Raw genomic sequence first — 24,267 nt, 5'->3', positions numbered from 1 at the left:
ATGGAAATAAGTTCATCTGGCGCAGGTTCTCTAGCCCAAATAGCCCCTACACAAACAGGCTCTCAACAAGAAGTTGTTCAAGTGCAATCTCAACAACAAAAAACAGAATTAGAATCGTCCAGTGAAACGGCAGAGGCCTCTCGTCCAGCGCCATCAAATGAAAGAGTGGGCTCAGTGGTAGATATAACCGTTTAATCATTAATCAGCCTTTTGATCTCATCAAAAATGGATAAGCCAGTATTAAACTGGCTTTTTTATATCTGAAAGAACTCAACAATATAATTTAGCGGCTTATAATAGAACACTCATACTTTGTTAAGCACCGGAATAATTTCATTGGCGGTTTTAAGCGCCCTAACCTCGTTAAACAAAATACCTGCTTGGGGATATTGTAACTTCAAGTAACCGAGCCATTGTTTTAGTCTATTTGGAAAATATCGTCCTTTGTCTCCAAATATTTCATAACCCGAATAAGCCACTAACAACATACGAACTTCGTCCCAAGGCATCTGACCTGAACCTTGCTTAATAACTTGCGCTAAATTAGGTAAAGCTAAGGCCCCCCTTCCCAACATTATATCTTGGCAATTCGATTTTATTTGGCAATTTACCGCATCCTGAGCAGACCAAATTTCACCATTTGCTACTATGTTGATGTCAACAACCTTCTTAATTTCCGCTATCCAATTCCAATATGCTGGGGGCTTATAGCCGTCTAGTTTTGTACGAGCATGTATTACTAACAAATCGGCTCCCGCTGCAGCAATAGCCTGCGCATTTTCAAACGCTAAAGAAGTATCGTTAAACCCTAAGCGCATTTTAGCACTCAATATAGTGCCTTGAGGGACTGCTTTACGAACTTCACTCACTATCTGATAAAGGGTTTCTGGTTCCTTTAGTAAAATAGCCCCACCTCGACTTTTATTCACTGTTTTTGCGGGACAGCCAAAATTTAGGTCAAGGCCATGAGAGCCAAGCTCTATCGCCCTCGCCGCATTTTCAGCTAACCAATTTGGATCTTGACCCAGCAATTGAATTTTTACCGGCACACCCGCTGGTGTCATTGAATTATTGTGTAGCTCAGGGCAAGTTCGATAAAAGACGCGTTTTGGTAAAAGTTGGTCAACTATTCTAATAAACTCTGTAACACAGAGATCAAACCCGCCAATCCGGGTCAGCATGTCTCGCATTAAGCTATCGACCACACCTTCCATGGGCGCAAGCGTTATATGCATATAGCCTCAATATTATTAAATTGAAAAGTAACAACTGCTTAGAGAAACGACTACAGCAATTTTTTTAATTTTGAATGTTCAGCTTGTCGTTTTTGACAGTTTACTAATATTTCAATACGTTTGCTTTTGTCAGCATCTGCCCAAGCCAATATCTCTACCATACTTCGGTGACACCCTAAGCAGATATCTTTTTCATCTAAACAACAATTTCTTATACAAGGTGAATTAAGCTTGGTTTCAAATGATGGCATATGGAACAACTCGGAATATTTCAAAAACTGTAAAAATATATAATAAAGAAAACTAAAAAGCCCCAATGTATGGGGCTTTTTATAAGAGGCGTTTAACTACAGTTTTATACCGCGGTTTTTAGCTTTCTCTTTTATATAAGGCTCCCAACTTCTAGCACTTCTAGAGGTCGAAGAATCTTTTTTAGCTTCTTGCACATGCACATAAGCAGTTTTGAAGTCACCAGAATAAAAACTAGCTTCCATCATCACCATGTGAATACGACCAACATTGTCAGCTCCAGCATCAAGCGCTTTTTGCAAAGCAACTAATGCATCTTTGTATTGCTCAGACAAAGCAAGCGAAGTGCCCTGTTTATAATACAAATCGGGATCTGAACTTAGCGCCGCAGCTTGACCGTAATATACCGCTGCTTTCTTAGGGTCTTTCGCCTGGTTCCATGTGCTGGCTAAAGAAGACAAGTTTTTCTCATCCTTTTTAACCAAACCTTCTTTCATGTACTTTTCAAACAAGGTCGCTGCTTTATAAGGAATATTATTGGTAGAATAAAGTTGCATTAACGCTTTAATCTCTGCTTCTTTAGTCAAATACCCTTGGTTTAGCGCCATTTCAAAAGTAGATAAAGCCTTCTTGTAATCTTCCACTAACATGTAGAAAAAACCAAGTTGAGTCCAATTCGCCTTATTATCAGGGAATATAGTGACAGTATCTTCAGCTACCTGAATTGTTTCTTTATACATCTTGCGATTGTAATAAGAAGTTAATTTAAGCGCGTAGGCGTTTTTGTTTGGTTTTTCAGCAAGTTTAATAGACTTATTGATTGGATCAATAATGTCAGCCCACTTCTGCTCTTCGTAATAAGCGGTTGCAAGTCTTAAGTAAACATCAGGATCTTCTTTACAAGTAAAATCCATCCATTCTTTATACTTAACCGCTGCAGCAGCGTAGTTCTTTTCTTGCATGTTAAGATCAGCAATCAAACGAAGCGTACCGGCCTGTTCCAAATCATTTAGCTTTTTAGCATTAACGGCTTTGTTCAGATATTCCAGCGCTTTAGCTGCTTTATCCGATTGAGTCGCCAGTAAGTTACCAATGAAACGGTCAGTAAAAGCACGATCAAATTCTTGAGATGTGTCAATTTCGTACAAAATTGTTAACGCCTCGTCAACCTGATCCAGGTTGTAAGCTTCTAAAGCCTTAGAAACTTTTTTACCTGTTCTTTCACTTGGTATGTTTGTCGGTCCCTTTTTATAATCAGGACAAACAACCGGCGCACCTTGAGCAAAAACTGCTGTTGGCAACAGTGTAGCCATTGAAAAGGCTGAAACCATGCATAATTTTTTAAAATGTATTTTAATCATGATTGATCCAACTTAAAGTCCAATTGAACTGTTAACCCAAATTGCTTGATAGGCTTACCATCTTCGATCTTCGGTTTGTATTTCCATTTATCTAGAGCACGTTTAGCTTCTCTATCGAAAATACGTTTTGGTTCCGAATCAACAACCTCAATGTCTTCTACTCCACCAACTTCGTTGATAGTAAATGAAAGCCTTACCCAGCCTTCTTTCCCATCACGTGCGGCTTGTACCGGATATTTAGGCTCGATACGAACGATAGGTGTAGCATCACCATCACGTTGCATAGCACCTACACCACCGATATCAACCGAAGCGCCACCCACATCGATAGTAGGCATATTAAACCCTAAACCATCTGTGTTCGCTTTCGCTACATCAGGTTCAACCGGCTGAATTTTAGGCGGTTGCTTAGGTGGCGGTGGCGGTGGCGGTGGTACTCGTTTTCGCGTCTGAGTAGAATCATCAGGTGTTGCCATAACAATATCGATTATTGGTGATGGTGGAACTTTGTCCACTGGCCTAGATGAATTTTCAATCAACTTTGCCATTACCACAAACAATCCAAACGCTATTGCAGCCCCTACTAAAATTGAAACTAATAATCTTCCCATATTAACCGCCCGTCGTTGCTATAGATATGCGATCAATACCAGCTGACTTGATTTGATCCATCACTTCAATGACAACTCCATAGTCAGCATTTTTATCTGCTTGAATAATAAGTACATCAGAAGGCTGTTCCGCCATCAAGCGTTCCAAATTTGCTCGTACACTGTCTATATCAACTTGTCGCTTATCAATCCAGACATCACCATTTTCTGTTACCGCTATAAAAATATTAGCATTTTTAGGCATTACAGCTTGGCTTGCACCTGGCTTGTTAACTTCTATCCCAGCTTCTTTAACGAATACTGTTGTTACGATGAAGAATATCAACATGATAAACACGATATCCAACATTGGGGTCATGTCTATCGCAGCATCTTCTTCTTCGACTCGAACTTTTCGACTCATAAGACCCTCTCCTTAATGATGGGGTAGACTATCAACTAGCTTTTCACGAGCGATCTTCACTTTCGCTTCTAAACGAGAGCTAAAAAATACACCAGATAAAGCTGCTACCATCCCAGCCATTGTCGGAATAGTCGCCATAGATATACCTGCCGCCATAAGACGAGGATTACTAGTACCTTGAGTTGCCATTGTTTCAAACACCCCAATCATACCAGTTACAGTTCCTAGCAAACCTATTAAAGGACACATTGCCACAAGAGTTTTGATTAACAACATTCTTGAGCTTAGTCCGTCCGACGCCTGTGAAATCCACGTATCACGGATTCTATGCGCATACCATGAAGTAGTATCTTCTCTCGCATCCCAATTAGCTATAATTTCATTTCTTAGCTTGGGAAAGACAGAAGACAAATACCAATAACGCTCGATCATAAAGACCCACATGAGGAAGAGCGCTAAGGCAACGACGTATAACACGTCGCCACCGGCAGCGATAAAATCCCTGACCGACTCCCATAGTCCAATCAGGTATAACATCTTAGGCTTTCTCCGTCTCAGCGTGGGCCGCAATAATGCCTGCAGTTTGCTCATCCAAAATATGAACGATAGACTTGCTGCGACCAGCTACTATGCTGTGCATTAACAATAACGGTAACGCTGCAATAATACCTTGAGCAGTAGTAACAAGTGCCATTGAGATACTACCAGCCATCAATTTCGGGTCACCGGTACCGAACAACGTAATTTGTTGGAAAGTTGCGATCATACCTAATACTGTACCTAATAGACCTAATAATGGCGCAATCGCTGCGAAGATCTTAATGATATTAATACCACTTTCGATGCTAGGTAATTCACGTAAAATTGCTTCATCTAGTTTAAGTTCTAGGTTTTCAGCGTCAGCAGACTTATTGTCTTTATAAACCGTTAGGATACGACCTAAAGGATTAGATGTAGAGGGACTACCAGGATTTTTAAGTTGTGAACGCATTTTTCCTGCAATAAGCGTAAGGGTAATAATCTTGTAGAAACCGATTAACAAACCAATCGCTAACATAACCGTGATTACGTAACCCACGATACCGCCAGCGTGATAACGTTCCATCATCGTCGCTTTTTCTTTAAGAAGGCCCAACAATGCACCGCTTGAAGGATCAGCATAGAAAGGAACTAAACCAGAAGTAGCACCACGCAACTCTTGTGCAGAATCCACCAAATAACCATCTGGTTGACGGCCTAAAGGCTGAACGATTTCATCTTTGTCGTCATAGATTAAATAACCTTGCTCACCAACTAGGTTGAAGGTACCAACACGAACAACTTCCTGTTCGTTTGAACCACCATCTAAGCTGATAACTTGAGTTCTAAAACGTGATACTTGACCAGACTCAGTCATTTCAGTTTGTAAGGCAAACCATAGATCTTCTAATTCTTGAATATTAGGAAGACCTTTAGACTCTTCTGACATACGCTTTAAAAATTCACCACGACCTGGGAACTCAGCGCTAACGATAGATGTTGAGATTTGACCATAAGCTTCTGCTGAGGCTTGGCGAACCACACCAAACATTTCACCTAAAGTTCCGGTTGCTTGATCAAGTTCCATTTCTTTATCGGCTAACTTTGTTTCATTATCAGCAAACTGTTTAGTTAAACGATCACCACGGCCTTTCTCAGCTTTAAGACCATCTTCAGCTTTTTTCAACAAGGCCTGTTTATCAGCACGAGCAGATTGAAACTCAGCTTCACGGTCTTTGTTAATACGCGCTTCAGAAACGCGATTTTTCTTAACTTCTTCTAACAACTCTTCTAGGGAATTGGCGGCATAGGCACTAGATGCCATCATAGCGATCGTCGCAGCTGCCAATATGGATTTAAATACAGGTTTCATCAATATTACTCCGCAGCTTTGATTGGTAACTTAATAAGGTCAGCTGGCACAAGTTTATTGGCCATACGTACAGCAGTAATTACAGAGCTTAGGTATTCATCACCAAGTACTTGCCACTCACGTGCGTTATTATCCCACAACCAAGCGTTCTTCTGGTCTAGTGATAATGCAATTAAAGCTGTTCTACCCAAATTGAAGAAATCAACTGTAATATCTGTACCTTGAAAATCGATAGTGCCTTTGTATGAACGAATACCTCGTCCATATTGGTTTTCAATTTGATACGCTTCAATAACCTGACGGAATTGTTCAGAAGTTGTAACGTTTGAATTACCCATTACATCACGAAGACGTTCAATACGGGCTTTACGCTCTTCCAAGTTAATTGGAATATCCAGATCAATGAATTTCTCTAAACTGTCGATCATTCTAAACATCAACGGAACTACGCCGCGTTTAACACCTTCAATGCCATCGATCTGACGTTGTAGAGAATCAATACCTCGTTGCTGATCAGCAACAAGTGTTGCTACGTAGTCATTATAAACTTTAAGATTCTCAGTTTCGTCTACTACTGCACGATACTCAGCAAATAATTCTTGAGATTGCTCATAAAGATTATTTATTTTCTCTTGGGAGTTCGCTGCAGCCACATGAATTTTTGATTCTTCTTTGTGAAGTTCATTTAACGTGTCTGCAGAGACAACGGCGCTGCTACCGAGTGCAAAAGCACCAACGACGGCAGAAGCAATAAGGTTTCTCTTGCTCATTTTGGACATAATTCCCAACCAATTTCTTGTTTTGAATCCTTTCCGAACGCCTTCTTGGGTCGGTAAGGGGCTATAAAGCTCTGTTGTTTAAGGGGCTTAGTAACCTAAATAATAGGACTAAGACTATTGAATGTTCACACGGATGTGAGCGAATTGTCAAGGCGGAGTTAGTCAAATGAAGAGTTATAACTGAATATTGTGTTATTGATTTTTACATCGTGTACAAAACGTACACAATACCGTATTTTTTTGTTCTATTTGCCTCAAGGACTGATTGATATAATGCTGAACCTTCTTGCAATCCTTGGTCAGAACACTGAATTGCATCATGGTCGAAGTGTCTATATTGGATGGCCATATTCAGCGCCTTAACCACATCTGTCGCCTTCATTTCATTGCTTAAATGATATCCACTATCTTGCGCGAGAAGGTATCTGTCACTAATGATAAATAGTGAACACCTTCATTTGATTGCACATAGGTTATATCGCTGACGAAGACCTCTTCAGGTTTGATAGGAGATTTATATTTTAGTAATTTAGGATGTTTTTTCATCCAATGTTTACTGGACGTCGTTTTGACATAACTCTTCTTGGGCTTTACGCCCTAAACGCTTAATTTGTTGGGCGGGTGTTTCTTTTGATTTAGGCAAAAGTGGTTGCTGAAATGGCGATGACTAGTCCAATTTACCCTATTTACTAAGCCAAACTAAAACAGTACTTATTCCTTGTATACCAAAGTGCTTTTGAGCTTGCTTCTAGGTGAATTCCCCCTTTTCTACGAGCTCAATAATACTCAATTTAAAGCCTAAAGTGTAATCTCGTTTTGAGCGTCTAGCGCTTTTATTGCTTGATGTTTCCATAAAGAAATCCTCTTTATGTCAACGTATTTCAGAATGGGACAACAACAATAAAAAAGCCAGTAACAATAGTTACTGGCTTTTAAGCTTAAAGTTCTAGCTTAACTTAGAAGATTAATTTAGCACCTAGATAAAAGCGGCGAGGCTCTACCCAATCCTTTGCTTCACCAAAAGCAAAAGAACCACTTCCGGCAACAAGTTGCTCTTCCTCTATCACAGCTTGGTCATCAAGGACATTGAATATGTCTAAGAAAAACTCGGCAGTGTAGTCTCCGGCGAAGTCATAGTTGTATTTAACTCTCAGATCCAATGTTCCATAGGCAGGTGTTTTTTCACTTGCCAAGTTACCTGGCGCAATCCACAGACCATTATAGCCACCGAAGTCATATCTTTCGGTTTCGCGCAAAGGTAAATAACGAGAATAAACGTTATTTGCTCTGTTGTATAAAGTCCCAGAGTTCCAATTATAAACTGCACCTATTTCAAAACCATTGTCGAAATAGTATGTACCAAAAACTCTGGCTGAGTGTTCAATGTTCCCTGGTTGTTTACCATACATATTAGGTGCACGAGGGTCTAGATAATAAAAATCACCTTGCAAATCTGCATTACCATCCGAGTTTGAATTTCCTTTTGCATTGTTATAGGTATAAGAAGCACGAAGGTTCCAGTTATCTGTACGCAGCTTGTTAAACGTAATTTCAACACCTTCATAATCACGTTTGCCACCTGCCAGCGTAGCTAGCACATAGTTAGAGCCAGGGTTTTCTGAGTAACCAAAGTATGAAAGTGGCAAGCCCAACGACGAGTCAGCAAAAGCGGTGCCTTCTTCGTTACCTTCCGTATAAACTCCCAAATCGTAGTCTTCTAAAATGTCTCTGGTCTTACGGTTAGTGTAAGTAATTGAAACATTTGTGTCTTCGGTCAAATTAGTAGAATATCCGAACAAGTACTCGTCTGTGTATGGGGTCTTAGTTGTAGGTGAAAAGAATGCATCTTGAGTTGCTACACCGCCGCGTGTGCGGTAGGTTTGCCAAGCACCATCATAAAATATTTGTTCTTCGCGAACAGAACCGGTTAAATTACCAGCGAAAGATGTCATGTCCGTACGAACCGGATCATAATACCGACCAGTGAAAGCCCAAACTTTAGAGTCTCCGTCACCAAAGATGTCATAAACAACACTTAAACGGTGAGCGATGTCCCAATCAAAAGTAAAAATCTTAGCACCTGTGGAAGCATAGTGATCCCATTTTTCTGCACGGAACCCAATATTGAATGTCAGATCGTCAACTAAAATCTTATCTTGAATGTATAGGCTTTGGCCTTTGGTTTCCAATTTAGATGCTGCTTGTTGAGTCTGAATGATTCGATAAGCGTTAACATCACCAGTTGGGTTACCTACTGTACTGTTAAAAACAATAGAGGCAACGTCTGCTTCATCTATGCCAACTGCAGCGGCGATTCGAGCAGAATCATCTGCCGAAAGATCTTTGTTACCAACCCATCCAGCACCATCTGTATATTCAGCAAATGTTACACCTGCATCAGCATCGTCTATGGAAGTGTATTGTGCTGAGTCACCTGTATAGACAGAATTAGTTATATTCTCATTTGTTTCTTTTGAGTAACCCGCTTCAATCGTATGGAAACCAAAATCCGTATCCAAGTAGTATTCTATATCAATATAGGCACTTTCTTTATTTCTGTTACGGAGTGTATCCGCGCCAAGTCCACCAAGGTCAGTGTCACTTTGAGTTGTAGTGGCTGCATTAGCTAAATAGGAAACATCATTCCGAGTGGTCTTATCTTTCGATAAATCAGACAACTCAGCTTCATGTCTCATAAAGCCAGCGTTAAGAACAACGTCATCCCAAGTATGAGAATAGTCAATTTTATAGTTGTCCCCACCTGATGTCCTTGAACGGTCTCTATTAGATAACGTATCAAACTCCCGACTTCCGGAGATATCAGTCGGATCATTGAAATAGGTAACAACCAAACGATCATTTTCGGTGATTAACCAAGTTAATTTGCCGAAGCCCAAATCACTTTCATTTTCAACAGAGCGCGAGAGTTCCCCAGTCTCAGGATTAGTAACATCGTCTTTACGGTTCTTTATTTGGTAAGAAGCAAAGAACCACAATTTATCTTGAATAATTGGTCCGCCTAACGTTACCGCGGTATCAAAGGTAGAAAAACCACCACCAGCTTTAGATTCATTGTCATAGTCGCTAACTAAACTATCATTTTGTAAATAATAATTGATTGAACCATGAAACTCATTACCACCAGATTTAGTTACTACTCTCGATACAAGACCACCACCACCAGCATATTTAGCCGGGACAGCACCTGTTATAACTTGTTGCTCTTGGATAATTTCAGAGTTAATGTTGCCTCCGAACGTACCAGTAACGTTGTCGGTGACGTTTACGCCATCAATATAATAAACGTTGTCGGTTGAACTTCCTACAGTACCATTAGCGTCAGAATAATTAACACCCGATTTAGAAGAGGGGTTACCACCTGTACTAGGCTTAACACCAGGTGTAAGTTGTAGGTAACTTTGATAAGACCGGCCTGTTGGCAATGATTCCGTCATTGCTAAAGTAATATCAAGACCTGTCGTAGCAGATGTGGTATCGATCGCTGCAATAGCTCTACCAGAAACAGTAATTGTCTCCATATCATTGGTCGCGTCGCTAACGACATAATTTAAGTTGAGGCTTTTACCTGTTATAACACGAACGTTAGTCGCTTCAAAAGACTGGATGTTCGCTCCGTTGATACTTACTGTATACTGCTCAGAAGCGTCTAAGCCACGAAGAGTAACGTAACCATCTGCGTCAGATACCGCATCTTTACTTATTAAACTTTCAGGCGTTTTAACTAAAACAGAAGCCCCAGATATTGGATTACCGCTTGCATCGGTAACTCGAATTTTTAAACCACCGGTATCCAAAGCAAATGCTGCTCCGGATAGTCCTAATGAAGCAACTACAGCTAACGCTGTGATACTCTTTTTGAATGTAAACATGTATATCTCCCTGGACCACTAAGTTTATAGTGTGAATGTTTAGTCGTTTTAACGACTTTTAATTAGTAAGGTAGTGAGCCTCAATCTGATAGTAAACAATTATTGATTGATCGGTCAATGGCATTTCTGCTTTTGTTAGTCAGTGAGAGCTTTTATAATGGGTAAAGTTGATTAAAGAGAAAAAATACTTGTTTTGAAATTTGGTCAATCTGAAAATTTGTGTTCTAAAACGTAACAATGAAAAAAATAGATAAATCTCTCAGACAGTTGGGCAAATAAAGAAGAAATTTCACTAGACTGTATCAAAAGGCGTAGTTGCAAAAATCTGTTTTCGTTTAATGGTAACCGTCCGGTGATCCCACCTAGCTTAATTTAACATTCCATGGCAGTAGCAATTCAATGTTAGGCTCGGGCTTACTCAGCTCTGTTAACAAATGCATGACATAGTTGAATGGCGTCAGTCCATTAGTCTTGGCAGTTTCGATAATGGAGTACAGTACGGCACTGGCATGTGCACCGTTGGCGGTCTGGCTGAACAGCCATGCTTTTCGGCCAATGACGAAGGGCTTAATAGCGCGTTCAGCGCGATTGTTGTCAATGCGTAAGTGACCATCTAGGGTGTAGCGTTGTAGTTTTACCCACTGATTTAGGCAATATTGAATCGCTTCACCCAGCTTGGTTTTGGGCAGCACCTCTTGTTCGGATTTGATGAGCCATGTTTCAAACTGTTTAAGCAGGGGTAGGCTTTTTTCTTGTCTTATTTTGAGTCGCTCATCCGTTGCTTTGTTTTTTATTTGGATTTCAATCCTGTACAGCTTTTGAATGTGATTCAATGCCCATTCTACTTTGCCGCTTTTGTGTTTGCCCATGGCCGTTTTAGCATCGGTAAACTTACGTCTTGCATGTGCCCAACAACCCACGAGTGTCGCTTGAGTTGTGTGATAGCCCGCATAGCCATCCACTTGCAGGTATCCCCTATACCCATCCAGATATTCCACCGCACATTGGCCTGCGCGGCTGGCATGATAGTCAAACAGCACGATAGAGGGAATGTCAGTACCGGTCAGTTTTCCTTCAGGCGAGTCTGCGCCTGTGGCATACAACCACATGTAGGATTTGAATTTATTATCGCCCACCACTTTAATCGTGGTTTCATCTGCATAAATTACGGTTTGTTTAAGTAAGTGTTGCCTTAGCCTGTCGTACAGTATTTGCAGGATGTCGGCGCTTCTCATCATCCAATCTGCTGTGGTCTTGCGACTCAGTTCAATGCCGTATTGTTTGAACATGGCTTCTTGGCGATAAAGGGGTAAGCCATATTGGTATTTACTGGTGATGATTTGGCTAAGTAAACTGGGGGTGGCATAGCCCTTAGGGATAACTGAGGGTGGAACTGGAGCCTGTTTGACTTGGTTACAGGTACCATTTTGTTCGCAAGCCTTGCAGCTATACTTAGGGCGTACATGCTCAATCACTTTGACTTGTGCGGGAATAAACTCAAGCTTTTCAGATGTATCTTCGCCTATTTTGTGTAACTCACCTTGGCAGCCATCACAGATTTTATCTTCCTGTGCAATATCATGGACTATCACTTCACGCGGTAAGTGTTTAGGTAATGGTTTGCGCTTAGGTCTGTTTCGAGTGTAGCTGATGTCTTGCTGTTCAGACTCATCTTGCGTGACTTCAACTATTTTTTCGGCTTCATTAAATAACTCACCCTGACCAGGATGGCCTTCACTACTCGCACCAAAACGTTGTTGTTGGGCAAGGCGGAATTGTTCTTCTAGGTACATTAAACGGGCGGCTTGCTTAGCGGTTAATTCACGCTCAGCTAGTAATTGGCGCTTTAGCTCTACAAGATCATCTGGCAAGGAATCGATATCAGTCATGCACTAATTTTAACCGCTAATAGACTGATTTAGTTGATTTTATTTAGACTAATTGGTGATCGTTAATTGCTGCTTATGATCTAACATTATAAGCCCAACGCACTGTAGCGAAGCGGGTTGTGACCAATGACATCAAAGCCACCTAGTAACCAATTAAGCTGTTGTTCGCTTAATTTCAGGTGTTTGAAGTCGTCTACTTTAAGCCATTTAAAGCGCTGTTTTTGCAGTACCTTGTACCACAGCGCAAAGCCTGTTTTATCCCAATAGACGACTTTAAGCTTGTCTTGTTTTTTGTTGCAGAAGATAAATATAGCATCACTAAAGGGCGATAGTTCAAGCTCATTTTCAATTATGACCAACAAGCCATTAATGGACTTTCTGAAATCCACAAAACCGCTGTGCAGATAGATGTCGTTAATCTCAACAAACATTCTCATGATGCTAAAGCCTTCATGACATCGGCTAACCATTTGGCTTCAACGACTTGACCAACATTCAGTGTCACACCACGATAGACAACTGTTAACGGAGATGTCATTGGTACAGGTTGCGTCTTGGGCAGGCTGACTTTAATCAACTTACCAGTTTGCTGCGCTGCCCTTTTATTCATCTCGCATCTTCGTGCGTAAAAGCTTTGGAGGTGAATACAGTGCTTCACACAATATTCAGATGGGGTTAAACCGCTCGATTGCTGGGCAGTAAGAATGTGCTGCCACTGTGCTTTTGTTCGTCGTTGTCGGCGCATAATATCCTCGAGTCTCTATCAAAGATATTATTGTGTGCTGCCTAGTTGATATTTATAAGACGGCCTTTGCTAGACGCTTACCTTTAATCGATGTGCGACGGTCAAAGACTCACATTATAACTCGATTTGTTTCGAGAACTAATTGGTATAAAAGCGCAATTTTGTGTGACGAGTGTTCTGTTGTGAAGTAAGTACATGAGCGAGGTTAAAGACGATTTACATGAGATTATTTTATACTTAAGGGCAACATTACGATTTCGAATTTTGATTAAAAAAAACGGCTGATAAATCAGCCGTTTTTACATTCTCTAAATTTTAGAATTTAAAGTTAAGTGTTGCTCTATACGAACGACCTAATACGTCGTAAGTAGAGGGGAAGGTATTACCACCATTATATGATGTTGAACCTGCTTGTCCGCCAACAACCGGAGGATTTTTATCAAACACATTGTCGATACCAAAACTTACCCCAAGCATTTCACTAACGCGATAATTAGCAAAAAGATCGAAATAGCTGTATGAAGGTATCTCACGGAAAGCTTCGAAGGTACCTGCATATGCGGAAGCCTCACGTTCGATCTTGCTGAAGTAACGCCACAATACAGAAACTGATACATCATCCATAGACCATGTTGCGCGCTGTGATGCGCGTAAATCATGTTGTGGATTACAGTTCGTACCATAAACACCTTTACAATCAATCACAGATGAAACTGGAGAACTTAAGCTGTCAATTTTCAAATATTTGTTGATGTTACCACTGAAGTCTAGTGAGCCATAATCTTCAAAGTCAAAGCCAAAGCTATAAGTTGCTTCTACACCACTAGTTTTAAGGTACGATAGGTTAGTTGTATAAGCTTGAATACCAGAACCAGAGATAGTTAAACCACCGCCGATGCGCGTAATCAATGAACATTGCTCTGCAATACCTAAAACATAACAACCATCAAGAACTTCTTGAGGTGTATTTTCACCGATATATCCAGTTACATCGATATCGTAATAATCAAGCGACACTAGCGCGCGCTTAACTGACTCAAATTCTGGAGACCAAACAACACCAGCAGTAAATGTTTTAGCTGATTCAGCTTCTGGAAGTGCATTCGGATTAGAACCTGAAGACACGTTTATTTGCCCCACTACGATATCACTTACTGCACCGACTTGATTAGCAGTCATACCAGTAGAAATACATAGTGCACGTAAGGTGTCATCAATATTCGCAGCATTAGCAACAGAACAAGGGTCTTGCTCAGCATTGTCTAAACCAGAAGTTAAAGGCGCATACAACTCACCAACGTTAGGCGCTCGAGTTGCTTTTTGGTTCATAACACGAACCAAAAGCTCATCAACAGGACGCCAAGCGGCACCAAGTTTCCAGCTACTTGTTTCCCCTACAGTGTCATATTTTGAGTGACGGAAACCGAACTCAACTTCTAGTACTTCCGCAAAAGCGGCATCTTCAACTACAGCAAACTTACCTTCGGTGAAAAGTTCATTTACTTTGAAAGAACCACCAACTGGTAATGAATTACCACCAGCGCCACCTAGACAGCTTGCCGGAGCTAATTTTAAACATTCATCTGGGTTGAAGAATGCCGACTCTTCACGATATTCATAACCAAAGCTCATTGCTAATGGTGTATCCGCGAAAGGTGAAACTACAGAGTCGAATGGCCCGTCGATGTTTGCAGAGAATACACGTTGTTGATATTCAGTTGTGGCGAAAGCGGTAGCAGAAGAATAAGCTGCAGCTTCTGGAGTAATTGTTCCAAAACCACCAAATAAATCAATTGGCACACAGTTTCCGCCTACCGCACAGGTAACGCCGTCAGTGGTATCTAAAGCATTAGCTATATTCGCAACGTTTGTGTAACCCGCATTCGTATTTACGCGATTTGTTTCACCGTGTTGTATTGAAATATCGTAAGCCCAATCATTACCGATAAAACCTTCTACACCAGCAACAAATTGAAATTGGTCAGTATTAAAGGTTGTTGAACGGGCGCCTAATTCTGAAGTACGTCTGTTGATTGCCAACAGCAAATAATCTTCACTATCCACTGCACCGTTGGTATTGGTATCACGCCATGTTTCAAACCCTGGCGCATTTAAATCAGCAATATTGGTATTCGCACCGTTAATAAGCGCGTCTCTTGCTTGACTTGACATCAAAGGGTTAGCCAATGGCACCCAGAAAGTAGAGCCGAATATACCAGAAGGAGCAACTTGCTGAGTAACATTGGTATTCGTAAAGTTAAAAGTACTATAGATAGTCGTATCATCGTTTACGTCATAGTGACCTGTTGCCGTTGCACTATATCGCTCTGACGGAGTCTGATAATAGTTGAAAGGGTTGAAGTTAAAAGCACTACAAGTAGGACCAACAACATAGCTTCCATCATCTCTAAACTGACCACTTACCGCAGGAACACCAGCAATACCGACTCTGGTAGGAATTGTCGTACCACTACCGCCGCCAGGGGCTACTACGAAAGGCGTACTAGCACCACACAAAGGATCTGTTGGGAGTACGGGAGGCGTACCGTCTAAAAATTGCTGATAGTTTGCACCATTGCCTGTTGCAATACCGTAGTTACCTAGTGCACGGTCACCTAAAAACAATGGATCGCGGTTATACCAGCTAACTGAAACAACAGCATTACCTTTATCGTTATCAAAGTTTCCGCCCATCGTAAGCGCTATGTTCTGACTTTGCGCATCACCTTGAGACGTTCTAGAGCCTGTTAGGTCTAGCTCGACACCTTCAAAATCATCTTTTAAAATTACGTTAACTGCACCCGAAATAGCGTCTGAACCATATACAGCAGAGGCACCACCAGTCACGATATCAATACGGTCGATTAATGCGGTTGGGATTGTTGACGTATCAACACTGCCTGCGGTGTTGTAAGGCACCATACGCTTACCGTTCATTAATACTAAGTTACGGTTTGAACCTAAGCCACGAAGGTTGACCGTAGCTGCACCGCCAGTACCGTTATTAACGTTACCGTTATCTCCAGGAATGGTACCCGGTAAATTTCTAAAAACTCGCTCAACTTCTGCTTGTTGTTGAAACTCTATTTCAACCTCACCGACAGTAGCAATAGGACTTGTAGATAAAGCATTTGCGCTTCTGATACGAGAACCTGTAATAGAGATTTTCTCTACTTTTTCTTCTGCAGCGGTGTCCTGAGCAAAAGAAGTACTCATATTTATTGTTGAAACCATTCCGAAAGCCAAAGCGAGGCTGACTGACTTGGTCAATTTAGATTTTGTAAACATGTATGTCTCCCTGGACCACAAATTTCTAGCGTGATTGCTTAGTTATTTTTCACAACTTTTATCTATGAGGTAGTGAACCTCGGCGACGATAGTAATCAATAACTATTAAAACGGTCAACTATATAACCTGCAAAAACGTCATTTATCGTCAGAAGTTATTTTTTATAACCTTTTATTAGGACACTTTTGTTTACAGAACTGTTTTTGACATTCATGACTGCGGTTTCAAAGTCAAATTTGACGTTATTGGCATTTTGTTTTTCATAGAAACCAGCTATGTTAAGGGTCTTAACATTCTTTTTACCCCTTTTGAAGGATTGAGGATAAACATGAAACTTGATGATGATATTCATAATTACTACGAACACTTGGTTCTAGAGCAAATTGTGCGTTTAGAACTCGCCCAATCGAAGTCAGAAGACTATTTGGCTGATCTATGTTGTTTGGCCCTTAACCAACTACCAACACGTTATATTCGTTATGAAGTTGATATGGCTTTTTACTTACCGCAAAGTGAGCGGCAACAAATGGAAATGAATGCGATAAACGCGGTAAAACATGGCATTGCATACTTAGACAATAACAAAAACAAGGAGTCAGAGTAACAACTGAAAAGTGGTGGTGCCCTCTCAGCCACACCTCGGCACATGAGTCCTTTGCTGCGGCTGCTCCCTTCCAGGCCTGACCGAGTTCACAAATTATCATTGCGAGGGGACCAAAAGGCCACCATTGAAATTACTTTGAAGCAGAGTCTCTGAACAAAGCGGGCGCATTATCTACAAAGGTAAATAGAAGTGCAACCCACTTTTCACTTTTTCTTTTTTTCTAGGCCTTTTTCGTAAACCTTTCTTCGGCTATTTGATTTGCAACAACATTTGTTGCTTGCTCTAACTCATTAGCACGTTGGTACACTTCTACTAACGTGGTGCTAATTCGTTCAATATGTGCTTTCATGGCATCATGAGAACTTGGTATTTTTTGATGGTAAATATCGATAATTCCACCCGCATTAATGACGTAATCTGGCGCATATAAAATGCCTTTTTCTCTTAATAACTGCCCGCATGCTTCCGTCGCTAGCTGATTGTTAGCAGCACCTGCAACTACTTTCGCTTTTATTTGTGTGATATTGGCAGGATTTAAAATAGCGCCCATCGCACAAGGCGCAAAAACGTCAACATCCAAATCATAGATTTCATTTAAGCTCACTGCTTTTGCAGCAAACTGACTGACCGCTTTTTCTACTGTTTCTGGATAAATATCAGTTACATAAAGTATTGCCCCAGCCTTATGTAGGTGTTCAGCCAAACGCATGCCAACATGTCCTAATCCTTGTATAGCAACTTTAACGCCCTGTAAATCCCGCCCTAAGGCAAATTCTACACTCGTTCTTAACCCGACAAAAACACCATAAGCCGTCGATGGTGCGGGGTTACCATCGGCTTGTTCACCAAAAACATGGTATTTGGCTTCAATTCCTGCAATATGATTCGAATGTTCAGCCATTATTTTTAAGTCAGCGACAGACATGCCCGAATCTTCAGCACTAATATACTGCCCATTTAAACTATCAACAAAGCGCCCCATCGCCCTCATCAAGGCAACTGTCTTCACTTTCCTTGGATCGCCAAGAATAACAGCTTTTCCTCCCCCTTGATTTAGGCCCGCCATCGCAGCCTTGTAGGTCATCCCTTTTGATAAGCGGAGCACGTCATTCAAGGCTTCATCATCTGACGAGTACGGCCACATTCTGCACCCTCCCAACGATGCACCTAGATGCGTATTATGTATAGCAATGATAGCCTTTAGACCCGTTTCTTTATCATGGCAAAATGCAACGTGTTCGTGCTGATCAAATTCTATATGTTCAAATACTGACATGGCTTATCTCTTATGGTTTTTTTAGGTGATGTAATTGGTTGCAAATGATATAGCACTTTCCTGAGGATGACTCATCCAAGTTTTTCTCTGCATTTAAAAATCTCGCAGTGAATTTGCTATAAACCCACCTTGCTTAGGATATATATCCTCATAATTCCGCTTGAAAAAGATAAGATTTTTAAGCATGCTACGCGCCATTAAACCTATAAAACTAGACAGAAAATGAGTCGTGTAAAGTTAGATAAATTTGATCGTGAGATACTCCGTGTTTTGCAAAAAGACGCCACAATTTCCATGGCCGACTTAAGCCAAAAAGTGGGCCTTTCTCACACGCCCTGCTGGAGAAGAGTAAAAAGGCTTGAAGCAGAAAAGATCATATTACAAAAAGTAACCCTGTTAGATAATAAAAAACTTAACTTAGGCGTATCCGTTTTTATCTATGTAACCTTAAAAAATCATGACGGAGAGTCACTCAATGATTTTGAAAAAGCCGTACAAAATATCGACGCCATCGTTGAATGTCATACCACTAGTGGTGAAAAAGACTATTTACTTAAAGTCATTGTGGAAAGTATCGAAGAATACGAACATTTATTGAAGTCAAAGCTGACTCACCTTCCCTTGGTTGACCATCTCAGTTCAACGTTTGCCTTAAAGCAAGTCAAAAACACAACGGCCCTGCCCATAAAAAATCTATAAGTAATCGGCTCAATTAAAAATGAGCGCCTGATTTATGCGGGTCAAAAAAGTGATCCTATGCGGCGCATAAAGTCAAGCCGCATTCACTTACAAGGTAATTGGTTTTCAGCCAGTACCTAAATATTTACCGTGTGTTTATTGATGCCGTACTCACGTAACTTATTGGCCACGGCGGTATGACTCAAACCTAATTTTTTAGCTAACTGCCTGGTGCTTGGAAAGCTCGGATAGAGTCGAGCAAGTATATCTTTTTCATAACGTTTAACCTCTTCATCCAAATTACCCGTAAATTCTTCAGCAACAAAACTCGTCACCGTTGAACAACTAGGCACTCTGATGTGCTCTTTTTCTAGCTCGTTTCCCTCGAGTAAAGAAACTGCTCGGTAAAGTGCATTCTCTAACTGCCTGACATTGCCGGGCCAAGGATAAGCAAGGATGTAGTCATTACAGGCTTTACTTAACTTGGGAGCCCGTCTACCTAATTTCAGACTATGTTGTTTTAGAAAACGTTCTGCCAAAGGCAAAATATCTGACTTACGTTCTCGCAAAGGCGGCAAAACTAAGCCAAGCACATTTAATCGATAATATAAATCTTCTCTAAACTGTCCTTGCTGGACTAACTTACCCAAATCTTGTTGGGTAGAACAAATAATTCTTACATCTACGATTTTTTCTGTGTTCTCACCAGTTCGCCTGTAACTATTATTTTGCAAAACATGCAGCAACTTAACTTGCAACTGAGTCGACATTTCAGCAATTTCGTCTAAAAATAACGTTCCACCTTGCGCCAATTCTAATAAGCCAACCTTACTTTGTGTTTCACCAACGCTTCCTGAAACTCTGCCAAACAGTTCATTTTCAATGACATCGTCAGGAATTGAGCCGCAGTTTAGAATTAAAAATTGTCCTCCGCAACGCCGACTGGCCTCATGACACGCTTTGGCGATCAATTCTTTTCCCGTACCTGTTTCACCAAAAATAATCATTGGCCCATCTAATTCGGCCATCCGTTTAGCCTCAGCAATTACCTTTTTCATCAGTTTGCTTTGGGCTTGAACAGAGATAAAACTATCTAAACTCGCTTGATGAAAAACGGTGAGTTGCTGGCCTAAACGCAATTCTGATTTAAGCATGACAACCGCTCCAGCAACAATGTTAGCTCCGCCGAGGTCAGGGATCATAACGGGCAAAATATCGGCTAAATAGTCCTGCTCTAAAAATCGGATACGCTGGACTTGTGCGCTAACACTTTTACCTTCTAGCCAGCGGCTAATATTAAAACCCTTTATATAATCACCGATTTCCTCACCCAGTATTTCACTTTTGCTTTTATCTAACTGATTTAAAACCTCATCATTTACTAAAATAATGCGGCCTTTGGGATCAACTGAAAAAACTGGGTCAGGCAGCGTTTTTAACAATGCTTTTAACTGGTTCTGCTCTCGTTCAATAGGCATAAATGCAGTTGTTTTAACATCTTCGATACCCGCTATCTTGCGAATTTTTGGCATTAGATGTTGAAAATCTTCAAACTTTATAGTGGGAAAATTCAAATAAATTTTCCCCACCTCATCTATTTCGATGCCACGGAGGTCAATTTGATGACTCACCAAAATATCAAGCACATCTTGGGTTATTCCTAACCTATCTTGACAACTAATTTCTAAACGCATTAATTTTCTCGCAAAAAATACTTAGCTGAACGCCTTTATATTTGCAGCTAAATATAAAAAACTTGTAAAGATATTATTACAAAATTAATCGCCAGAACAGGGTTTTCGCCAATTAAGAAAATTAACTCACCATGGATTGTTTGGGTATGAACCGAGGTTGATGCAAGCCCAATGTCTTAGCTTGTTTAACAAGTTCCATCAAATCAAGTTCCGCAATGGCAAACAAATCATCAAATGAGTTAAGTAAATAGTACAGCGGTTGCATAATATCGATTCGATAAGGCGTGCGAAGTGCCTCTAATGGATCCATATCAAGATGATCACAGACTTGGGTGTCAAGGGCGTGTAACGTCTCGCCGGGTGAAGACAGTATGCCGCCTCCATAGATCCTAATTCCATCAGGTGTTTTAAGTAAGCCAAATTCAATGGTAAACCAATACAAGCGAGCCAAATAAACACGATCTTCTTTACTGGCTTGTTCACCTAGCTTACCGTAAGTATGGGTAAAATGTGCAAAGGCGGGATTAGTTAACAAAGGACAGTGCCCGAAGATTTCATGAAAAATGTCAGGCTCTTGCAAGTATTCAAATTCATCAGCTGAGCGAATGAACGTCGCAACAGGAAATTCTTTATTAGCGAGTAGCCCAAAGAAACGGTCAAAATTAATTAACGATGGAACTTGAGTGACCCGCCAGCCTGTCGTTTCTGCAAGTACCTTATTAACATCAGCAAGTTGTGGAATAACGCCTGCAGATAGGCCCAATAACTCTAAACCTTGCAAATATTCCTTGCATGCTCGTCCTTTTAACAGCTTTAGCTGCTTTTCTACTAACGCTCGCCAAGTGGCATTTTCTTCTATTGACCACTGAATAAAACCAAAGGCGTCAGCTTGATTTGAACTGTAATTTGTTTGCTTTGACATAACTTCGTTACTTAAAAAATCATGTCTTTAGTTTACTGACTCAGCCATGAATCGACAGAGGGCGAATCACAACAGCAAGTTAACAACATGTAAAGATAATGCTACAAATATTATTTAATCGCCGTATCTGATGGCTTTTATCTCTACTTCATAAAGCGGCTTAGGTCTTCTAACAACTGCTTTGTCATATGACTTACCCCAGGCTTTTTGACAGAAAGCCATGGCATGGGTCTGCATTCGTGTAAGGCTTTTAACCCTATGCGGGTGGTTAATACACCAGCCCCTAACCCTTGCGCTACCTTGGTAGATATTTTACCTGTTAAACCCACACCTAAGGCATAGTTTCCCGCATCACTTAATATTTCTGCTGCCCCGGCGTACAACATTGAACGAAATATTTTTTTAATAAGCGCTACCCTGCCCCAGTATCCTAATCGAATGCCATACAAGCTGCTTAATTGATTAACCATTTTAATGTTGCGCCATAACACAATTAACATATCCAACATCGCAAATGGACTGACGGCAATCATTACACCCGCAGCAGACGCATTGCTTGTTATACGATTTAAGGCAATTTTATCAATGGGCGTTAGTACCTTTAATTCAAATAAACTTAACACTTCGGTATTGGTATAGTGACTCTGCAGGCCCTTATTCCACTCATCAACTAAAGGCTGAAACTGGCTGGGTAATTTGCTTGCTACCGCCTCACAATGTGTTTGACCCAGGCCTATCGCAGGAGTATTGAATAAATCAACCGCCTGTTGCTGCATTTCTTCTTGCTGCTTTAAATGTTGCAAAGACCGTAATTCTCGGTAGGCAAAACCTAAGATACTCGTCAATACTATAGCGAAGACGATTAGCCACCCTCCGGCCATCCAGTCCTGCTTGCTGAGTACTAGTGATATCGCTGAATACAATTCAGCGATACTCAACACAATCACCAAAATTGTAGCGAGTAACCAAGATATTTTCTTCAATTTAGAATGAGAGCGTAACTCAATCCTCGGTCCTAGAGCCTCTTCAACGTCTAAATCTGTGACCAACAATTCAATTTGATTTTCTACAACCGTTTGGCCTTTAAGGTTAGCGTCATCGGCATGAAGAGTTTTATTTTCGACTGAACCTGTTTCAATAATCACTGAACGCTTAATGGATGTGAATTTATCCCCTACCTCATTAGTGTGAGGTTTGGGTCTTTTTTCAGATTTTTCTACTGGCTCATGTTCATGTTTTTTATTCATTTTTACACCAATTTATCGGCCAATATAAAGTCTATAACTTGATCCATCCTGATATGAGGTAATGCATGACGCTCCCCCAACAAGGGAGCGGCAAACTTAGGAAATTCAAAACCTTGGTTCTGCCAAAAATCAGCGTGAGGACATGACGTTGGCACTTCGCCGGGGAATAAGGTTAGACTTGCCCCTTCTTCAGTAGTGCCTTGCAGAACTGGAAGCATCTCACCGTTTACTTGTGTTTTACCACTTGTGGAAGCTTTGATAGCCGCAATGAGAGTGGATTCAGTCACCACACCGTCAAATTGCAGTTGCTTACGCGCATCTCGTAGCATTGAGTCAAGTAACTTCACTAAGTTAACCTGTTGGTCGGGCGTAATATGATCGGCTTTACTTGCGGCAAATACTAATTTATCGATATTAGGCTTAAATAATCGTTTAAGTACATTAGATGAGCCATAGGCAAAACTCTGCATTATCCAATTCAATGCTGCCTGCAAATCGTGATAACTATGAACCCCCTTATTTAGGGCGCTAAGACAATCGACTAAAATAATTTGCCGATCAAAACGTTTAAAGTGCTGTTCATAAAAGGGCCGTACAACATGTTGTTTGTAATACTCAAAGCGTTTGACTAATAACGCGATATTGCTGCCCTTAACAAGTTTAGATAAATCAACATTTTGCTCTTTAAGTTGACTCAAGGACAAGGGGAAAAAATGTAATACTGGCGCACCCAATAATTCTCCGGGTAACAAAAAGCGCCCAGGTACCAATAGTTGAAATCCCGCACTTTGACACTGTTTCAAATAATCAGCATAAGATTCAGCCGTTCTTTGCAACAGCAATTCATCACCAGGCCCATGTAAATCAATGCATTCGATGTCGCGAAGAATCTGATTAGCAAGTGCCGCACGTTTCCCGTCCATCAGCTGTTTACTGCTGTATTCACACCATTGAGCAAAATCCATATCCAACAGCGGTAAATCTAACAACCACTCTCCAGGATAATCGGTGATATCCAGCGTTAACTTGCCATCTTCTCGAAGCCACTTACTCAACCCGCTTTTTTTCTGATAACGGATCACCAATCTGATTTGCGAGATACCTGTAGTAGATTGAGGCCACTTGGGTATTGATCCGGACAAGCCTGCGATAGCATCTTCATAGGCAAAGCGACTACACGTTAGATCAACTTGGGTGCTGCGTTTCACACCGATAATTCGCCCTTCTCGTTTAGTAGAGAAAAACGGTAAGACCGCATCTTCATTGACTTCTAAAAGCTGATTCATCAAAGAGGTAATAAAAGCCGTTTTGCCACTTTTACTCAAACCTGTAACCGCAAGATTAATATGTTTATCAGCTATGCGGGCTCCTGCTAACTTAGCCTGTTGTAGGGCTTGGTTAACATAACGTTGTGCGGAGTTAGATTTATCCATAATCCTCAAAAATAATGCGCTGGGTAAAAATATAAAAACCAAACTAAATCAAATTTGATCTAGCTTGGTTC

At 40.8% G+C, this 24,267-nt stretch carries 21 protein-coding genes, 1 other RNA gene and 2 pseudogenes; 3 read left to right on the top strand and 21 right to left on the bottom strand.

The features are described from left to right. Positions 1–195: a hypothetical protein gene (locus ACEN2L_RS19285; RefSeq protein ID WP_306023687.1), complete on the top strand. Its 195-nt coding sequence runs from the start codon at positions 1–3 to the stop codon at positions 193–195. 110 nt (positions 196–305) lie between these two features. On the opposite strand, the gene ACEN2L_RS19280 is transcribed toward ACEN2L_RS19285, so the two are convergent. The 15 genes and pseudogenes from ACEN2L_RS19280 to ACEN2L_RS19210 all read right to left on the bottom strand — a co-directional run bounded on the left by ACEN2L_RS19280 (position 306) and on the right by ACEN2L_RS19210 (position 16,341). Continuing rightward, positions 306–1,235 carry a tRNA-dihydrouridine synthase gene (locus ACEN2L_RS19280; protein ID WP_441745756.1) on the bottom strand — a complete coding sequence of 310 codons (930 nt, stop codon included), beginning with the start codon at positions 1,233–1,235 and terminating at the stop codon, positions 306–308. 50 nt (positions 1,236–1,285) lie between these two features. Then, positions 1,286–1,486, bottom strand: coding sequence for a DUF1289 domain-containing protein (locus ACEN2L_RS19275; RefSeq protein ID WP_441745755.1), 201 nt, complete (start codon positions 1,484–1,486; stop codon positions 1,286–1,288). A 96-nt stretch (positions 1,487–1,582) separates the two neighbouring features. Continuing rightward, positions 1,583–2,845, bottom strand: coding sequence for a tetratricopeptide repeat protein (locus tag ACEN2L_RS19270; protein WP_441745754.1), 1,263 nt, complete (start codon positions 2,843–2,845; stop codon positions 1,583–1,585). Further along, the gene (locus ACEN2L_RS19265; RefSeq protein WP_441745753.1) at positions 2,842–3,456 is read right to left on the bottom strand and encodes an energy transducer TonB; all 615 of its coding nucleotides are present in this window, start codon (positions 3,454–3,456) and stop codon (positions 2,842–2,844) included. The genes ACEN2L_RS19270 and ACEN2L_RS19265 overlap by 4 nt, the downstream gene beginning before the upstream one ends. A gap of 1 nt (position 3,457) precedes the next feature. After that, positions 3,458–3,859, bottom strand: coding sequence for an ExbD/TolR family protein (locus tag ACEN2L_RS19260; protein WP_306023683.1), 402 nt, complete (start codon positions 3,857–3,859; stop codon positions 3,458–3,460). Positions 3,860–3,871: 12 nt separating this feature from the next. After that, positions 3,872–4,396: a MotA/TolQ/ExbB proton channel family protein gene (locus tag ACEN2L_RS19255; protein ID WP_306023682.1), complete on the bottom strand. Its 525-nt coding sequence runs from the start codon at positions 4,394–4,396 to the stop codon at positions 3,872–3,874. Position 4,397: 1 nt separating this feature from the next. Further along, positions 4,398–5,750, bottom strand: a complete 1,353-nt coding sequence (locus tag ACEN2L_RS19250) for a MotA/TolQ/ExbB proton channel family protein (protein WP_306023681.1) — start codon at positions 5,748–5,750, stop codon at positions 4,398–4,400. 5 nt (positions 5,751–5,755) lie between these two features. Beyond that, a complete protein-coding gene (locus ACEN2L_RS19245; RefSeq protein WP_306023680.1) occupies positions 5,756–6,520 on the bottom strand; it encodes a DUF3450 domain-containing protein in 765 nt (254 codons plus the stop codon). Positions 6,521–6,869: 349 nt separating this feature from the next. Next, positions 6,870–7,123, bottom strand: a pseudogene (locus ACEN2L_RS19240) (DDE-type integrase/transposase/recombinase); the annotation flags it as partial. 91 nt (positions 7,124–7,214) lie between these two features. Further along, positions 7,215–7,382: pseudogene (locus ACEN2L_RS19235) on the bottom strand (IS3 family transposase); the annotation flags it as partial. Positions 7,383–7,485: 103 nt separating this feature from the next. Continuing rightward, positions 7,486–10,419, bottom strand: coding sequence for a carboxypeptidase regulatory-like domain-containing protein (locus ACEN2L_RS19230; RefSeq protein ID WP_441745752.1), 2,934 nt, complete (start codon positions 10,417–10,419; stop codon positions 7,486–7,488). Positions 10,420–10,781: 362 nt separating this feature from the next. Next, positions 10,782–12,308: an IS66 family transposase gene (tnpC, locus tag ACEN2L_RS19225; protein ID WP_441745751.1), complete on the bottom strand. Its 1,527-nt coding sequence runs from the start codon at positions 12,306–12,308 to the stop codon at positions 10,782–10,784. 86 nt (positions 12,309–12,394) lie between these two features. Then, complete coding sequence (tnpB, locus tag ACEN2L_RS19220; protein WP_441745750.1) at positions 12,395–12,745, bottom strand: IS66 family insertion sequence element accessory protein TnpB; 351 nt, start codon at positions 12,743–12,745, stop codon at positions 12,395–12,397. Next, entirely contained in the window at positions 12,742–13,053 is a 312-nt protein-coding gene (gene tnpA, locus ACEN2L_RS19215; RefSeq protein WP_441745749.1) for an IS66 family insertion sequence element accessory protein TnpA, read from the bottom strand. The genes tnpB and tnpA overlap by 4 nt, the downstream gene beginning before the upstream one ends. Before the next feature lie 315 nt (positions 13,054–13,368). Beyond that, entirely contained in the window at positions 13,369–16,341 is a 2,973-nt protein-coding gene (locus tag ACEN2L_RS19210; RefSeq protein WP_441745748.1) for a TonB-dependent receptor domain-containing protein, read from the bottom strand. Between the two features lie 329 nt (positions 16,342–16,670). Between ACEN2L_RS19210 and ACEN2L_RS19205 the strand changes: the two genes are divergently transcribed. Further along, entirely contained in the window at positions 16,671–16,946 is a 276-nt protein-coding gene (locus tag ACEN2L_RS19205) for a late competence development ComFB family protein (protein ID WP_441745747.1), read from the top strand. Between the two features lie 19 nt (positions 16,947–16,965). On the opposite strand, the gene ffs is transcribed toward ACEN2L_RS19205, so the two are convergent. Continuing rightward, positions 16,966–17,062, bottom strand: an RNA gene (gene ffs, locus ACEN2L_RS19200) — signal recognition particle sRNA small type. 104 nt (positions 17,063–17,166) lie between these two features. Beyond that, positions 17,167–18,222, bottom strand: a complete 1,056-nt coding sequence (locus ACEN2L_RS19195) for a Glu/Leu/Phe/Val dehydrogenase dimerization domain-containing protein (RefSeq protein ID WP_441745746.1) — start codon at positions 18,220–18,222, stop codon at positions 17,167–17,169. Positions 18,223–18,444: 222 nt separating this feature from the next. Between ACEN2L_RS19195 and ACEN2L_RS19190 the strand changes: the two genes are divergently transcribed. After that, a complete protein-coding gene (locus ACEN2L_RS19190; RefSeq protein WP_306021376.1) occupies positions 18,445–18,921 on the top strand; it encodes an Lrp/AsnC family transcriptional regulator in 477 nt (158 codons plus the stop codon). 116 nt (positions 18,922–19,037) lie between these two features. Here ACEN2L_RS19190 and tyrR read toward each other — a convergent pair whose 3' ends face one another. The 4 genes from tyrR to ACEN2L_RS19170 all read right to left on the bottom strand — a co-directional run bounded on the left by tyrR (position 19,038) and on the right by ACEN2L_RS19170 (position 24,196). Continuing rightward, complete coding sequence (gene tyrR / locus ACEN2L_RS19185; RefSeq protein ID WP_441745745.1) at positions 19,038–20,594, bottom strand: transcriptional regulator TyrR; 1,557 nt, start codon at positions 20,592–20,594, stop codon at positions 19,038–19,040. 121 nt (positions 20,595–20,715) lie between these two features. Further along, positions 20,716–21,516: a phenylalanine 4-monooxygenase gene (phhA, locus tag ACEN2L_RS19180; RefSeq protein ID WP_441745744.1), complete on the bottom strand. Its 801-nt coding sequence runs from the start codon at positions 21,514–21,516 to the stop codon at positions 20,716–20,718. A gap of 143 nt (positions 21,517–21,659) precedes the next feature. Next, positions 21,660–22,763, bottom strand: coding sequence for a YcjF family protein (locus tag ACEN2L_RS19175; RefSeq protein ID WP_441745743.1), 1,104 nt, complete (start codon positions 22,761–22,763; stop codon positions 21,660–21,662). Between the two features lie 2 nt (positions 22,764–22,765). Further along, entirely contained in the window at positions 22,766–24,196 is a 1,431-nt protein-coding gene (locus tag ACEN2L_RS19170) for a YcjX family protein (protein WP_441745742.1), read from the bottom strand. Positions 24,197–24,267: the final 71 nt, after the last annotated feature.

The sequence above is a fragment of the Flavobacterium sp. W21_SRS_FM6 genome, from assembly GCF_052119645.1.
In the GTDB taxonomy this organism is placed as follows: Bacteria; Pseudomonadota; Gammaproteobacteria; order Enterobacterales; family Alteromonadaceae; genus Paraglaciecola.
Note: the sequence above shows the minus strand (reverse complement) of the source record. Positions and strands in the feature narration are given on the sequence as shown.

Bases quoted from the DNA above. Each gene is read 5' to 3' on its own strand.
- ACEN2L_RS19285 (WP_306023687.1), top strand. From the start codon at position 1: ATGGAAATAAGTTCATCTGGCGCAGGTTCTCTAGCCCAAATAGCCCCT.
- ACEN2L_RS19280 (WP_441745756.1), bottom strand. From the start codon at position 1,235: ATGCATATAACGCTTGCGCCCATGGAAGGTGTGGTCGATAGCTTAATG.
- ACEN2L_RS19275 (WP_441745755.1), bottom strand. From the start codon at position 1,486: ATGCCATCATTTGAAACCAAGCTTAATTCACCTTGTATAAGAAATTGT.
- ACEN2L_RS19270 (WP_441745754.1), bottom strand. From the start codon at position 2,845: ATGATTAAAATACATTTTAAAAAATTATGCATGGTTTCAGCCTTTTCA.
- ACEN2L_RS19265 (WP_441745753.1), bottom strand. From the start codon at position 3,456: ATGGGAAGATTATTAGTTTCAATTTTAGTAGGGGCTGCAATAGCGTTT.
- ACEN2L_RS19260 (WP_306023683.1), bottom strand. From the start codon at position 3,859: ATGAGTCGAAAAGTTCGAGTCGAAGAAGAAGATGCTGCGATAGACATG.
- ACEN2L_RS19255 (WP_306023682.1), bottom strand. From the start codon at position 4,396: ATGTTATACCTGATTGGACTATGGGAGTCGGTCAGGGATTTTATCGCT.
- ACEN2L_RS19250 (WP_306023681.1), bottom strand. From the start codon at position 5,750: ATGAAACCTGTATTTAAATCCATATTGGCAGCTGCGACGATCGCTATG.
- ACEN2L_RS19245 (WP_306023680.1), bottom strand. From the start codon at position 6,520: ATGAGCAAGAGAAACCTTATTGCTTCTGCCGTCGTTGGTGCTTTTGCA.
- ACEN2L_RS19230 (WP_441745752.1), bottom strand. From the start codon at position 10,419: ATGTTTACATTCAAAAAGAGTATCACAGCGTTAGCTGTAGTTGCTTCA.
- tnpC (WP_441745751.1), bottom strand. From the start codon at position 12,308: ATGACTGATATCGATTCCTTGCCAGATGATCTTGTAGAGCTAAAGCGC.
- tnpB (WP_441745750.1), bottom strand. From the start codon at position 12,745: ATGAGAATGTTTGTTGAGATTAACGACATCTATCTGCACAGCGGTTTT.
- tnpA (WP_441745749.1), bottom strand. From the start codon at position 13,053: ATGCGCCGACAACGACGAACAAAAGCACAGTGGCAGCACATTCTTACT.
- ACEN2L_RS19210 (WP_441745748.1), bottom strand. From the start codon at position 16,341: ATGTTTACAAAATCTAAATTGACCAAGTCAGTCAGCCTCGCTTTGGCT.
- ACEN2L_RS19205 (WP_441745747.1), top strand. From the start codon at position 16,671: ATGAAACTTGATGATGATATTCATAATTACTACGAACACTTGGTTCTA.
- ACEN2L_RS19195 (WP_441745746.1), bottom strand. From the start codon at position 18,222: ATGTCAGTATTTGAACATATAGAATTTGATCAGCACGAACACGTTGCA.
- ACEN2L_RS19190 (WP_306021376.1), top strand. From the start codon at position 18,445: ATGAGTCGTGTAAAGTTAGATAAATTTGATCGTGAGATACTCCGTGTT.
- tyrR (WP_441745745.1), bottom strand. From the start codon at position 20,594: ATGCGTTTAGAAATTAGTTGTCAAGATAGGTTAGGAATAACCCAAGAT.
- phhA (WP_441745744.1), bottom strand. From the start codon at position 21,516: ATGTCAAAGCAAACAAATTACAGTTCAAATCAAGCTGACGCCTTTGGT.
- ACEN2L_RS19175 (WP_441745743.1), bottom strand. From the start codon at position 22,763: ATGAATAAAAAACATGAACATGAGCCAGTAGAAAAATCTGAAAAAAGA.
- ACEN2L_RS19170 (WP_441745742.1), bottom strand. From the start codon at position 24,196: ATGGATAAATCTAACTCCGCACAACGTTATGTTAACCAAGCCCTACAA.